At 67.3% G+C, this 13,096-nt stretch carries 14 protein-coding genes and 2 tRNA genes; 9 read left to right on the top strand and 7 right to left on the bottom strand.

Annotation, left to right across the window (positions count from 1 at the left end; genetic code table 11):
* Positions 1–103 precede the first annotated feature (103 nt).
* Together HVO_RS13675 and HVO_RS13680 are read left to right on the top strand one after the other, a co-directional pair.
* The gene (locus HVO_RS13675; RefSeq protein ID WP_004041752.1) at positions 104–1,891 is read left to right on the top strand and encodes a site-2 protease family protein; all 1,788 of its coding nucleotides are present in this window, start codon (positions 104–106) and stop codon (positions 1,889–1,891) included.
* A gap of 106 nt (positions 1,892–1,997) precedes the next feature.
* Positions 1,998–3,503, top strand: coding sequence for a heme-binding protein (locus HVO_RS13680; RefSeq protein WP_004041753.1), 1,506 nt, complete (start codon positions 1,998–2,000; stop codon positions 3,501–3,503).
* A 180-nt stretch (positions 3,504–3,683) separates the two neighbouring features.
* Here HVO_RS13680 and HVO_RS13685 read toward each other — a convergent pair whose 3' ends face one another.
* The 3 genes from HVO_RS13685 to HVO_RS13690 form a co-directional block, all read right to left on the bottom strand.
* Positions 3,684–3,932: a hypothetical protein gene (locus HVO_RS13685; RefSeq protein WP_049914780.1), complete on the bottom strand. Its 249-nt coding sequence runs from the start codon at positions 3,930–3,932 to the stop codon at positions 3,684–3,686.
* A gap of 280 nt (positions 3,933–4,212) precedes the next feature.
* The gene (locus tag HVO_RS20985) at positions 4,213–4,383 is read right to left on the bottom strand and encodes a hypothetical protein (RefSeq protein ID WP_004041755.1); all 171 of its coding nucleotides are present in this window, start codon (positions 4,381–4,383) and stop codon (positions 4,213–4,215) included.
* Complete coding sequence (locus tag HVO_RS13690) at positions 4,383–5,456, bottom strand: aldo/keto reductase (protein ID WP_004041756.1); 1,074 nt, start codon at positions 5,454–5,456, stop codon at positions 4,383–4,385. The genes HVO_RS20985 and HVO_RS13690 overlap by 1 nt, the downstream gene beginning before the upstream one ends.
* A 189-nt stretch (positions 5,457–5,645) precedes the next feature.
* On the opposite strand from HVO_RS13690, the gene HVO_RS13695 reads away from it, so the two are divergent.
* From HVO_RS13695 to HVO_RS13705, 3 genes are all read left to right on the top strand, one after another.
* A complete protein-coding gene (locus HVO_RS13695) occupies positions 5,646–6,563 on the top strand; it encodes an acyltransferase (RefSeq protein WP_004041757.1) in 918 nt (305 codons plus the stop codon).
* A 114-nt stretch (positions 6,564–6,677) separates the two neighbouring features.
* Positions 6,678–6,974 (top strand): DUF7577 domain-containing protein, encoded by a 297-nt coding sequence (locus tag HVO_RS13700; RefSeq protein ID WP_004041758.1) that lies wholly within the window; start codon positions 6,678–6,680, stop codon positions 6,972–6,974.
* 50 nt (positions 6,975–7,024) lie between these two features.
* On the top strand, positions 7,025–7,204 hold the full coding sequence (locus HVO_RS13705; protein ID WP_004041759.1) for a hypothetical protein: 180 nt from the start codon (positions 7,025–7,027) through the stop codon (positions 7,202–7,204).
* Positions 7,205–7,397: 193 nt separating this feature from the next.
* Here the strand turns inward: HVO_RS13705 and HVO_RS13710 are convergent.
* Positions 7,398–7,468, bottom strand: a tRNA-Gly gene (locus HVO_RS13710).
* Positions 7,469–7,906: 438 nt separating this feature from the next.
* Here HVO_RS13710 and HVO_RS13715 point away from each other — a divergent pair.
* On the top strand, positions 7,907–8,737 hold the full coding sequence (locus HVO_RS13715; RefSeq protein WP_004041760.1) for an NAD+ synthase: 831 nt from the start codon (positions 7,907–7,909) through the stop codon (positions 8,735–8,737).
* A 41-nt stretch (positions 8,738–8,778) separates the two neighbouring features.
* On the opposite strand, the gene HVO_RS13720 is transcribed toward HVO_RS13715, so the two are convergent.
* On the bottom strand, positions 8,779–9,474 hold the full coding sequence (locus HVO_RS13720) for an enoyl-CoA hydratase/isomerase family protein (RefSeq protein WP_004041761.1): 696 nt from the start codon (positions 9,472–9,474) through the stop codon (positions 8,779–8,781).
* A gap of 60 nt (positions 9,475–9,534) precedes the next feature.
* Here HVO_RS13720 and HVO_RS13725 point away from each other — a divergent pair, with 60 nt between their 5' ends.
* Together HVO_RS13725 and HVO_RS13730 are read left to right on the top strand one after the other, a co-directional pair.
* Positions 9,535–10,212: a DUF7114 family protein gene (locus HVO_RS13725; RefSeq protein ID WP_004041762.1), complete on the top strand. Its 678-nt coding sequence runs from the start codon at positions 9,535–9,537 to the stop codon at positions 10,210–10,212.
* A 78-nt stretch (positions 10,213–10,290) separates the two neighbouring features.
* A tRNA-Thr gene (locus HVO_RS13730) sits at positions 10,291–10,362 on the top strand.
* A gap of 88 nt (positions 10,363–10,450) precedes the next feature.
* Here the strand turns inward: HVO_RS13730 and HVO_RS13735 are convergent.
* Positions 10,451–11,527, bottom strand: coding sequence for a pectinesterase family protein (locus tag HVO_RS13735; protein WP_004041763.1), 1,077 nt, complete (start codon positions 11,525–11,527; stop codon positions 10,451–10,453).
* A gap of 241 nt (positions 11,528–11,768) precedes the next feature.
* Entirely contained in the window at positions 11,769–12,380 is a 612-nt protein-coding gene (locus HVO_RS13740; RefSeq protein ID WP_013035584.1) for a metal-dependent hydrolase, read from the bottom strand.
* 98 nt (positions 12,381–12,478) lie between these two features.
* Between HVO_RS13740 and HVO_RS13745 the strand changes: the two genes are divergently transcribed.
* Positions 12,479–13,096: a hypothetical protein gene (locus HVO_RS13745; RefSeq protein ID WP_013035242.1), complete on the top strand. Its 618-nt coding sequence runs from the start codon at positions 12,479–12,481 to the stop codon at positions 13,094–13,096.

Genomic DNA, 13,096 nt, shown 5'->3' on the forward strand with positions numbered 1-13,096 from the left:
GCGGCCGCCAACGCCCGCCCTCGGTCTCGAAGGCGGGACCGTGACCCGAACGGTGGGACCGTAACCCGAACGCCTTTTGGCGCGCGCCGCTTCCCTTCGGGCGATGAACACGCTGCTTTGGGTTCTCGCCGGCTTCATCGCCTACTCTCTCCTCGCGGCGCTGTTGCGTGCTCGCGGTATCCTCCCCGAGTACGTCCGCGTCCAGGGTCCCCTCACGACGGTCCACACCCGTCGCGGCCGCGAACTCCTCGACAGAATCGCCGCCCCCAAGCGGTTCTGGCGGGCGTGGAGCAACGTCGGCCTCGGTATCGCCCTCGTCATCATGGTCGGGACGTTCGTCCTCCTCGTCTTTCAGGCGGTCGTCATCCTCCAGAATCCGCCCGCCCCGACGCAGGTGAACCAGCCGCAGAACTTCCTCGTCATCCCCGGCGTCAACGACTTCCTCCCGCTTTCGGTCGCGCCCGAAATCCTCTTCGGCCTCCTCGTCGGTCTCGTCGTCCACGAGGGCGGCCACGGCGTCCTCAGCCGCGTCGAGGGCATCGACGTGGAGTCGATGGGCGTCGTCCTCCTGACGATACTCCCCGTGGGGGCGTTCGTCGAACCCTCCGAGGAGAGCCAGCGCCGCGCCGACCGCGGCGGCAAGTCGCGGATGTTCGCCGCCGGCGTGACGAACAACTTCGCCGTCACGCTCGTCGCGTTCGCCCTGCTTTTCGGCCCGGTCATCGGCTCTATCTCGGTCGCGCCGGGCGTCGCCGTCTCCGGCGCGTACGCCGGCTCACCGGCCGACGCCGCGGGTATCTCGGGCGGCGACCGCGTGACCGCCGTCGAGGGCACGCCGGTCAACACGACGCGGGAACTCGACGCCGCGCTCCTCGCGACCGACGCGGGGACGGTGTCGGTCGAACTCGACGGCGAGCGGACCGTCTCGGTCACGCGCGAACTCGTCGTCGCCGGCTCCGTCGCCGGCAACCCCGCGAACCTGACCGTCGAGTCCGGCTCCGACCCGATTCGCGTGACCGCGGTCAACGGGACCGCCGTCTCGACGCGCGCCGACTTCGAGTCGGCCGTCGGCGACTCGCGGTTCGCCCGCCTCGACACCTCCGCCGGCGAGCGCACCATCCCGGTCGGCGCATACATCACGAACGTCGCCGAGAACGGCCCGCTGTACAACGCCACGGGGACGACCCAACCCCTCATCGTCTCGTCGTTCAACGGCGAGCGCATCACCTCGTCGACGGAGTTGCAGGCGGCGCTCGACCGGACGGACCCCGACCAGACCGTCGCCGTCGAACTGTACCGAAACGGCGGCTTCGAGACGGTGCAGGTCACGCTCGGCGAGAACCCGCAGGACGGAAACGGGTTCCTCGGCGTCAACATCTTCCAGGGGACGAGCGGCCTGCTCCTGACGGACTTCGGCACGCAGGAGTACCCCGCGGGGACGTACCTCTCGCTTCTCGGCGGTGACGGCGGCGACGGCGGCGGCCTCGGCAGCGCCTTCGCCGGGTCGCCCCTCCAGCTCGTCTACGTATCGCTCCTGTTGCCCCTCGCGTCGGTCGTCCTCGGGATTCCGAACTTCCCCGGCTTCACCGGCGAGGTCATCAACTTCTACCAGGTCGGCGGCCCGCTCGGCTTCCTCGGCGGCGGCGTCTTCATCTTCGCCAACGTCCTGTTCTGGACGGCGTGGATAAACCTCCAGCTGGGGCTTTTCAACTGCATCCCCGGCTACCCGCTCGACGGCGGTCGCATCCTCCGGACCTCGACCGAGGCCGTGGTCTCGCGACTCCCGGTCGACGACCCCCACACCGTCGTCCGGACCATCACGACCTCAATCGGGCTCACGATGCTCGCGTCGCTCGTGCTCATGATATTCGGGCCGACGCTCCTCGGCTGAGCGCCTCGGCCACCCCGGGTCGGGGTCGACTCGCCTCCCTTCGACGGTTCTCGAACCGCGAAAACGACTCGCAACTTCAATACCGGATGACTCCCTAGGCCCTCGTATGGTAGAGGCCCCACAGACCGACGAGGGCTGGTTCGCGCTGCACGACTTCCGAACCGTCGACTGGGACGCGTGGCGTGATGCGCCCGACCGCGAGCGCCGCCGCGCAATCGAGGAGGGCGTCGCGTACCTCGACGCCCACGAGGCGGTCGAGGACGCCGAGGCGGGCGCGTCCGCCGTCTTCTCCGTGCTCGGCCACAAGGCGGACTTCGTGGTCGTCCACTTCCGGCCGACGCTCGACGACATCTCCCGCGCCGAACGGCAGTTCGAGCGGACCGCGCTCGCGGCCTTCACCGAGCAGCCGACCTCCTACGTCTCCGTCACCGAGGTGTCCGGTTACGTCTCGGACGACTACTTCGAGGGTAACGAGGAGGACATCGACGCCGGCCTGCTGCGCTACATCGAGGGCAAGCTCAAGCCCGACATCCCGGAGGACACCTACATGTCCTTCTACCCGATGTCGAAGCGCCGCGGCGAGGAGCACAACTGGTACGACCTCTCGTTCGACGAGCGCCGCGACCTGATGTCCACCCACGGCGACACCGGCCGGCAGTACGCCGGGAAAATCAAGCAGGTCATCGCCTCCTCGGTCGGCTTCGACGACTACGAGTGGGGCGTCACCCTGTTCGGTGACGACCCGACCGACATCAAGGACATCGTCTACGAGATGCGCTTCGACGAGGTGTCCTCGAAGTACGGCGAGTTCGGCCAGTTCTACGTCGGCCGGCGCTTCCCGCCGTCGGACCTCGGCGCGTTCCTCGCGGGCGACGGCGTCCCGACGAGCGAGTTCGGCGACGAGTCCCACCACGGTGCGCACGCGCACGGTGAGGGCGGCCACCACGGCGAGGGTGGCGACGGTCACCACCATCACGACGACGGCGACGGCGACCACCCCCACGGCGACGACGGCGACGAGGCCGCAGACGAGGACATCCGCGGTCAGCTCGAAGATCTGAACATCTACGCCGGCAAGCCCCACGGCGAGGACGTGTACGCGACGGTCCTCTACTCCGAGGCCGACGCCGACGAGCTGTTCGAGGAGGTCGAGGGCCTCCGCGGTAACTTCGACCACTATCCGACGCACGTCAAGACGGCCGTCTACGAGGCAAACGAGCGCGGTCGGGTCGCCGTCGTCTCCATCTGGGAGACGGCGTCGGCCGCCGAGACCGCCGCGGGCTTCCTCTCGGAGCTTCCCGGCATCGTCGAGCGCGCCGGCGAGGGGTCCGGCTTCGGCACGATGGGGATGTTCTACACCGTCAAGTCCGAACACCGCGGCGACTTCGTCGAGAAGTTCGGCACCGTCGGTGGCCTCCTCGAAGAGATGGACGGCCACTTCGACACGGACCTGATGGTCAACGTCGAGGACGAAGACGACATGTTCATCGCCAGCCAGTGGCGCTCGCAGGACGACGCCATGGAGTTCTTCCGCTCCGACGCGTTCCGCGACACGGTCCAGTGGGGCCGCGACGTGCTCGCGGACCGCCCGCGACACGTGTTCTTAGCGTAACTTCGCGACCATCGGGAGCGGGATGAGGAACCCCCATCGGGGGTGACGAACCTTTTCGTCCAGGTTTTGCCAGCGAGCGGAGCGAGCGCAGGAAAAGGTGGCGTGTGCGTGCTGGCTGACCGCCCGCGACATGTGTTCCTCGCCTGACGCGGGAACGCCGAAAATCAGACTGCGGCTTCTCTACGCGAGCGCGGCGCGAACGTCTCGAAGCTTCGGGCGCACTTTGTCGGTGCCGACGTTGTACGCGAAGTACAGCGCCACCGCGCCCATCACGACCGCCCACACGGCGATTTCGACGTTGCCCTGTTCGAAGGTGACGAAGGCGAACCGCTCGATGTACGCGCCGGCGAGGGAAAGCCCCGCGCTGCCGAGGCCGAAGACGAGGAGTTCGAGGAGGTCCGGGAGCACGTCGACGAGTGAACTACGCATGGTCGTCCCGAACTCGGTCGAGCGTTGTGTCTTTTTTGGTCTCGCAGCGGCTTCGGGTCCGTCCGAAAGTCGGTCCACTCGTCTATCCCACACCACGGTGATAACTCCAAGAGGGGCGAATTTCGGGTGACGGCGCGGACATCGCGGGAGCGAACCGAACCGACTCGTTCGAGGACTGTCGGTCGAGCGTGTTGCTTGAAACACAAAAACCGCGTCGGAACGAGACGGCTTCGTTGCCGCTGCCGTCGTCGTTTCGGGTCCTTTTTCCGGCGGTCGCGCCTCAGCGTCCGTCGCGGACGTATTTCGCGGCCCCGACGACGCCGGTGAGGAGGGTCAGCGCAATCCACTTGCCGGCGTCGTCGCCGCGCTTCTTGGCGTCGAGGCTGACCAGCCACGCGAGCGCGACGTGGGCGACCGCGGTGACGCCGAGGAGGGTTTTCAGGCGACCCATCAGGCTTCGTTGCGCGCGCCTTTCGCGACGCGCTTGTCGAGGCCGGCCGCGCGGATGTCGTCCCCGTCGACCGACGAGCGGAGCGCGTCCATGCCGTCGAAGCGGTCGATGCCGAAGTTGTCCGCGTACAGTTCCTCGACGCGGGTCATCTCCCCGTCGGTGAGCTTCGGCACGTCAGAGGCCTTCGCCCACTCGTCGATGTCGGCTTTCGTGCGGAACGTCGGCGTGACGGCCGCGGTCTCGTCGTAGCCGAGGAGGTAGGCGATGGACGCCTGCGCCATCGTCCGCTCGCCGTCGCGTTCGAGGAAGCGGAGTTGTTCGAGCTTCTCCCAGCCCGTCTCGTACCACTCGTCGGGGCGGAAGCCGCGGTGGTCGCCGGAGCCGAGTTCGGTCTCGGGGCGGACCTGCTCGTTCAGGAGGCCCGAGGAGTGCGGCACGCGGGCGATGAGACTCGTCGAGGAGCCGGTCTCGCGGATGGTGTCGAGGAAGTGGTTACCCACGTCCTGCTCGAAGGCGTTCCAGACGATTTGGAGCGCGTCGAACTCCTCTTCGATGGCCACGTCGCCTTCGGCCAGCCAGCCGATGGAGGGGCCGAGCGCCCAGCCGGTGGCCTCGATGAGACCCTCCTCTTTCAGTTCGTCGAGGGCTTCGAGCACGTCGGGCGTGACCTCGTCGACGTTCGCGTTGTGGAGTTGCAGGAGGTCGACGTACTCCATGTCGAGGCGTTCGAGGCTCTTTTCGGTCGCCTCGCGGACCCACTCGCCGGTGATTTCCTTGGGGAGTTCGCCGTGGCCGGCCTGCGGGTTGTTGTAGAAGTCGTAGCCGATTTTGGTGGCGACGGTGACCTCGTCGCGGTAGTCGGCGAGCGCCTCGCCGACGACCTCCTCGGAGTGGCCGTGGCCGTACACGTCGCCCGTGTCGAAGAAGTCGATGCCCTGCTCGATGGCGTGGTGGAGCATCTCGATGGAGTCTTCGTCCGAGCGGTCGCCCCACCAGTCGGTCCCGACGACCCACGCACCGAAGCCGACCTCGCTGACTTCGATTCCGGAGGTGCCGAGTTCGCGGTAGTGCATGGCCGGCCCTACGAATTGGGGCGACTTATTCCGTGTGTTTTGTTCCCGTACGCTGGGAATCCCGCCGCGCGCGGGCGCTCGGATTTCCGTTCACCAACGGTCGAAACCAGCCAGTATTGCCCGGAGGAAGCCTGACGCGCGGTTCGCACAACCGAATCCATTTGAATCTCGACGGCTTACGACGGTGCAATGACGAAGGTCCACGTTTCGCTTCCGGAGGACGCCGAAGAAGGCTTACAGGCGTTCATTGACGAGGTCGACGGTCGGCTCGCCTCGGACGAAGACACCTGTACGGTCGTTCGGGACACCCTCATCGACCTGTTCGGCGACCGCGAGGCGTGGGAGCGCTGGCAGAACGGCAAGCCCGTCTCGCCCGCGACGCGGGTTCGACTACAAGGGTACGACCCCTGTAACGCGACGCTCGAAGCCGAGTACTACGCCGAGAAAGACGAGGCGAAGTTCAAGCGCTCGAAGCACCTCCAGTGGCTCTGGCGGCAGTTCGACGCGACGCCGATGGCCGACAACGTCGCCTTCGCCCTCCGGTTCCGACAGACGCTCGCGGACCACCTGTTCGCGGAGGCCGGCGACAACCTCCGCATCTTCAAGGGCGTCACGTTCTCCTACGGTCACAACATCTCCGTCGGTGACAACACGGTCATCCACGACGACGTCCACCTCGACGACCGCGGGAAACTCACTATCGGCGACCGCGTCTCCATCTCCGACAGCGCCCACATATACAGCCACTCGCACGACACCGTCGACCAGACCGAGGTCAGAAACTACCACACGACCATCGGCGACGACGCGCGCGTCACCTACGACGCCATGGTGAACGCCGGCGTCTCGGTCGGTGAGAACGCCATCGTCGGCGCGCGGTCGGTCGTCCAGGGCGACGTGCCCGCCCACCACATCGCGGTCGGCTCGCCCGCCAAGAGCGTGAAAGTAAAGCCGGGCTTCGAAGAGGTCGCTGAACCGCTCGACGCCGGGGGCGAGCGCCGCGCCGACGAGCGCGAGATTCCCTACGAACTCCCAGACGACATCGAGGCATTCGACGAGTTCGACCGCGACCTCGACGGCCCGGTGGACTCCCACCGGCGCGAGTAACTCGTTTCGACGCGAACCCGCCGCGTCGACATCGCCCGCGACCACCGCCGAGAGCGTCAGCAGACCCGTTCGACCGAAGAACCGATATAGCATGCTAACGTAAGTCAATGTGTGATGGACTCCTGGGGTTGGATCGTCGTCTACGCCCTCGGGTTGACCCTGCTCCAGCTTCTGGTCTATCGATACCTCGTCAACGGTGGTGAGCCGACGGTAGGCGAGGGGTCCGGCCGGGACTCCGCCCGAACGGACCGCTACACCCACCCCGAAATCGCGGCGTCGCTCGACGACGGCTCGCAGGTCGGCGTACAGACGACGCCGACGGGCGAGCGCATCTGCCCGAACTGCGGGGCCGAAAACGAGGCCGACACCACCTTCGACCTCTGCTGGAACTGCACCCGACGGCTCCGCTGACGACTCGTAGCCGAGTCCGTTTTATCAGCCCTCGCCTAACTACGCGTATCATGGCCGACGACGACGAACTCCACGGCGAAATCGACGCGCTCGCCCGCGACATCGAGCGGGCGATTCTCGAATTCGACTCGGCCCTCGAACGCCACGCGATGATTCGACAGACCGCCCGCGAGCCGGTGTTCCGCTCGGAGTCACCGGAGTTCGACGACGTGCAGAACCTGTTTTTCTGAGTCGGCGGCGCGGGTTACGATTCGAAGACGAGAGTTTGTACGCCGACCGGGAGTCCCGCGAGTGGAGCGACCGGGAATTGAACCTCACTCGCAACGCTCCGCGTTGCTCGCTGCTTCAATTCCCTCGGGCCGCATCTCTTCACTCCACGGGACTCGGAGCCTCGCGGCTCCTCGTCCGGTTCCGTTCAGAAGATGCGCCGACCGGGAATTGAACCCGGGCTCCGAGCTTGGGAAGCTCGTGTCCTACCACTGGACCATCGGCGCGCTACGCTTCGCTTGCGCCCCTGACTCGACCTCGCTCTGCTCGGTCGACCATCGGCGCTCACATTCGTTCGCCCCGCGCGTTGTCTCACTTCGCTCGACAACACATCGGCGCTCACATTCGTTCGCCCCGCGCGTTGTCTCACTTCGCTCGACAACACATCGGGCGCTCACATTCGTTCGCCCCGCGCGTTGTCTCACTTCGCTCGACAACACATCGGCGCTCACATTCGTTCGCCCCGCGCGTTGTCTCACTTCGCTCGACAACACATCGGCGCGCTACGCTTCGCTTCGAACCGCCTTCCGAAGCAAAAATTCGTAGACTTCGGGGGCACTTGAACGTAGCGCTTCACCCCATCGCGCCCCCGAGAAAACTGGACACTCGTCCATTGTTTTCGCGTGACACGTGGCTATTTGGGCTCCCGGTTCCAAGCGAGGCCCATGACATCCGTCGACGTTCTCTCGGAGGACGCCCCGTTCGACCTCCTGTTGTCCGACGAGGAACTCGAAGCGCACCGCGAGCACATCACGACCTTCATCGAAGACACCGTCGAGGCCGCCGGTGCCGACGGGGCCGTTATCGGACTGTCCGGTGGTATCGACTCGACGCTCACCGCCTTCCTCGCCGTCGAGGCGCTCGGAAAGGAGAGCCTCCACGGGCTCGTCATGCCGAGCGTGGCGAACGACGAGGACATGATGAGCGACGCCGAGGGCGTCGCCGAGATGCTGGGCATCGAGTACGACGTGGTCGAAATCCAGCCCATCGCCGAGACGTTCTTCGACACGTTCCCCGAGGCGGCCGACGACCGCATGGCCGCCGGAAACGTCTACGTCCGCACGCGAGCGGTGCTCAACTACTTCGTCGCCAATCACGAGAACCGCATCGTGCTCGGAACGGGTAACCGCGCGGAGGCGATGACCGGTTACTTCACGAAGTACGGCGACCAGGCGGTCGACTGCAACCCCATCGGGAACCTCTACAAACAGCAGGTCCGCCAGCTGGCCGCCCACGTCGGCGTGCCGGAAGACCTCGTGTTACAGACGCCCTCTGCCGAGATGTGGTCCGGCCAGACCGACGAGGGCGAACTCGGCCTCACGTACGACGCGCTGGACGCGATTCTCGCGCTCCACGTCGACGGCCCGCTCTCGAAGTCCGCGACGGTTCGCCACCTCGGCGTGACCGAAGAACAGGTCGACCGCGTGGTCGGACTCGTCGAGGGCAGCGTCCACAAGCGGTCGATGCCGCCCGCGCCGTCGGCGCTCGACGTGTAGGTCGCCGCGGCTCTGCCGACCAGCCGACCCGCCCGCGGAATTCACTTTTCACGCGACGCCGCGATGTCGTCGACGTTCGCCCGATGCAACTCCGCGAAGCCGGCGGCTTCCCGTTCCAAGCGTCCGTCCCGGTTGCCGCGGTCGCGCAGTCGCTCCTTGACGATTCGGAGCGACCGGTGGTCGTTGTCGGCCATCGAGGCCGCGACCTCGCCCGGGTCGTCGACGATTCGAGAGACGAGACCCATCCGGAGGGCTTCGTCGGCGTTGACGACGCGGCCCGAAAGCGAGAATTCGAGGGCGTGGCCCTCGCCGACGACGCGCGGGAGCCGAACCGTCCCGCCCCACGCGCCGAACAGGCCGAGTCGGACGCCCGGTTCACCGAGGGTCGCACGCGGAGTGGCCACCCGCACGTCGCAGGCGAGCGCGAGTTCGACGCCGCCGCCGCGGGCCGCCCCGTCGATGCCGGCGACGACGACCGATTCGGCCGATTCGACGGCGTCGGCGACGCGTTGGCCGTGCTTTGCGAACGCCTCGGGGTCGTCGAGGTCGGTGACGCTGTCGAGGTCCGCGCCGGCGCAGAACGCCGGGCCGCTCCCCCGGAGGAGAACGACCGGTGCGTCGGCACCCGTGACCGCGGCTTCGAGGGCGTCGAGGTCGGTCGGTCTGAGCGCGTTCCGTCGCGCCGGGCGGTCGATGGTCACGACCCGGAGGTCTCCGTCGTCCGTCGTCCGTATCATACGCCCGTTGTGCCGTGGTTTTCCAAAGGTCTTTGCCCTCCCAACCGTAAGTCTCGGCCGATGGACGACGCCGTGCGAGCCCGCGAGGCCGCGCGAGAGGCCCTCTCCGACATCGAGCCCGAGGCCCTCCGCGCGGCGCTGGACGAACGCCTCGACGCCGCCTCCTTGACGCCGGCAGTGCTCACGTTCGTGAGCGCGCGGGCCGTCGAACCGAAGGTCGACCTGAACGGGATGGCCTCCCGTGCGGCCGGAGTGCAACTCATCTACGAGGGCCTCCGGCTCACCCGGTCGCTCGCCCACGACGAGCCGTGGACGCATCTCGAGAGCCCCGAGGAGGACACCGACGCCGACCTCGACATCCTCGCGGCGGACGTGCTCGTCTCGCGCGGCTTCTACCTCCTCGCTCGAACCGAGGCCGCCGACCACGCCGTCGAGACGGTTCGCGCCTTCGGCCGCGACCAGACTCGCCGCCGCTCGGCAGACGAAGCGGCACGCCCGAAGCTCGACGGCGAACTCGAAGTGAACATCTGCACGCTCGCTGTCGTCGCCGGCACCACGGCCGTCGGCTCGGCCCCGCCGACCGCCCTCGTGGAGTACGCCGCCGGGCTGGCCGACACCCACGACGGCGATTTCCCCCCGGCCGACGAGACCGTCTCCGAGGGGACCGTCGAGCGCATCGCGGCCCTCTACCGAGGCGGCGGTGGCGACGACGCGGTCACCTCCGCGGCGGACCGCTAATCGACATACGCTACCACGGTGCCGGGTCGGTTCGAATCGAAACCCCTAAAGAGTAACCCGGACAACCAAGGAATGCCTGCCTGGGTAGCTTAGCGGTAAAGCGCGTCCTTGGTAAGGACGAGACCCCGGGTTCAAATCCCGGCCTAGGCTCTTCTCGAAATCCAACTGTTGAGAGAGGCGTCTCGTCGCCAAGCAGTTGTTGGATTCCAGTTGAGACTGACACGTCTCACTCGCATGCTCATTCCTCCCAGTCCCACCACTCCCCACCACTCGCGGAACCCAACACATTCGCCTTCGAATACTGCGCAGCCTCGTCTTCGGTCAACGCCGTCGCCCACGACACCCGCTCGCCCTCCGCACCCGGTCCTCGGCTGTCGAACTCCGCGTATTCGACCGTCGCCTCGGCATCCGGTCGCGACCAGTTGTGCCACCCGTCGGAGCGGACGTGCGAGTCCATCCACGTGCGAATAAACGCGGTTCGGGCGTGGTTCCGCCACGGCCGGCCGAGATACACCTCGGAAACGTCGGGGTCGGCGGTCAGTTCGCAGTCGAGAAAGACGAAGCCGAAGGGCTCGTCCGCCGGCGTCGAGGCCGCCGTCACGTACGAGTCGGCTTTCGAGTGGACGCGGCAGTCCTCGAAGACGGCGGTCGCACCGCCGAAAATGAAGTCGGTCGTCCCCTCGACGTAGCAGTCCGAGAAGTACTGGCACGCCCCCTCGCCGGCGGCGTAGATGGTATCTTGGTGGCCGAGGAAGCGACAGTTCTCGAAGACGGCGCGGTCGGCGTCGACGTGGAGGGCGACGGCCTGTCCGACCGGGCCGGCGCTGTTCTCGACGGTCAGGTCGCGGGCGCGGAAGTCGTTGCCGCGGACCTTCAGCGTGTAGGTGAAGAAGGTGCTGTTGCGCCCGCGGTCGATTCGCTCGAAGTGGTCGTCGTGGGTGATGACCGTCCCCTCGGCGCTCTCGCCGACGAGGGTGATGTCGGGGTTCCACGCGTGGACTTCGACCTTCTCGTCGTACACGCCGTCTCGGACGAGAATTCGGATTCGCTCCGGCGGGAACGACTTCGCACCGTCGATGGCGGCCTGAATCGTCTCGTAGTCGCCGCTGCCGTCCTGCGCGACGACGTAGTCGTACGCGCCGGCGTCGTCGGGGTCGTCGACACTCTCGGGGTCACCGGAATCGTCGGCGTTCTCGGTGTCGTCGGATTCGCCGGCGTCGTCGGGGTCGTCAGCGCCCCCGAGAGTCCCGACCGTCCCGGCGGCGACGGCGAGACAGCCGACCGCGACGGCGAGCGACGTGAGTAGTGCGAACATGCGTCGTACCACTCTCGCCGACGCCATACGCTTGGGGGTACCAGTGGAGTCCACGGCGGGGACGCGAGCGGTTCATCCCCCGTACCGCGCCGACGCGAACGGGTTCGACTCCCCGGTTCGTCGTCGGGAACTGGGGGGCGTCGTCGCTCCGCTGGTCGGTATCAGGGGCAGCGCTGACGGCGGCGAGGCCGTCGTACGCGTTCGAAAAAGCGGGTGGAACTCGGGCAGAAGTGGGTGCGATTCAGCGGAAGTCGCGGACGAACCGCTCGGGCATGAGGTCGACGACGTGGTCGGGCATCGCCGCGACGGCGGTCTCGGCAATCGCAACCATCGGCTTGCGGAGCAGGACGTAGACGCCGGAGACGGCGACCGCGCCGATGACGAGTGTCTCCGCGAGGCCGTCGAAGGCGAGGACCGGCGGGACGGCAAACGCGAGCGTCAGCGCGAGGTCCTCGGGCGCGCCGTCGTAGCGAATCAGTCGCTTCGGGGCGAGCCACCGGCCGTTCCAGTGGTCGTAGACGGCGCGCTCGGAGGTGCCGAGCCACGGCTTGAGTTCGAGGCCGCCGCCGAGCACGTCCGACGCGGAGTGGAGCGCGGCCGCCGCGAGGAACAGCGCGACGGCGAGCGTCGTGGTCGTCGGGTTCAGCGCGGCGACCGCGACCGCGGGCACGGCGAGCGCGCTGAAGTACACGGGGAAGTGGAGGGTCTTCCGGTGGCCCGCGTACAGGTCGAAGTCGGGGAACAGGCCGCCGAGTGCGGCCGCGAGCACCGGGAGCATCCCGGCCTCGGGGACCAGCGCCCACACGGCGGTGCCGAGGACGACACCCGCGAGGGCGTGAGTGGTGGCCATCATCGGTGGGGCGTATGCAATCTGGAGGAAAAACGGTGTCGGTGGTCGTGCTAGCTAGTACCACGGTCGAATTTAGGGCGCTCAGGCCGTAGCACACCGCAATGGCCTCCCGTCGATTCGAACGGCTCGCGGGGCGGGTGATTCAGGCCGCCATCCTGTGTATCTTGCTCGTCGGCATCTACACGCGGAATCTGAGCGTCGTCGTCAACGCGGTGCTCGCGCTGGGCGCGACGTTCCTCCCCGCGGTGCTCCGCCGCGACTGGCAGATTCGACTCCACCCGCTTCTCGGTCTCTGGTTGGCGCTGGCGGTGTTGCTCCACGCCGTCGGCATGCTCGGCCCGTACAACTACATCGACTGGTGGGACCACGTCACCCACACGCTCTCGGCGACCGTGGTCGCGGCCGTCGGCTACGTCACCGCGCGGGCCGTCGACGAGTACACCGAGGCCGTCCACCTCCCCGACCGCTTCATGTTCGTCTACGTCCTGCTTTTCACGCTCGCGGCCGGCGTGTTCTGGGAGGTGTTGGAGTTCGGCGCGCGCCTCGCCGCAGAAGCCATCGGCTCTGAGGCCGTCCTCGTCCAGTACGGACTCAGCGACACCATCGTCGACCTCGTCTTCGACACCGTCGGGGCGGTGCTCGTCGCCCTCTTCGGGACGCCGCCGCTCGCGGACACCATCGATTCGGTCAGGGAACGCCTCGAACGGACTCGGTCCTGA

This window comes from Haloferax volcanii DS2 (assembly GCF_000025685.1).
Taxonomy (GTDB): Archaea; Halobacteriota; Halobacteria; order Halobacteriales; family Haloferacaceae; genus Haloferax; species Haloferax volcanii.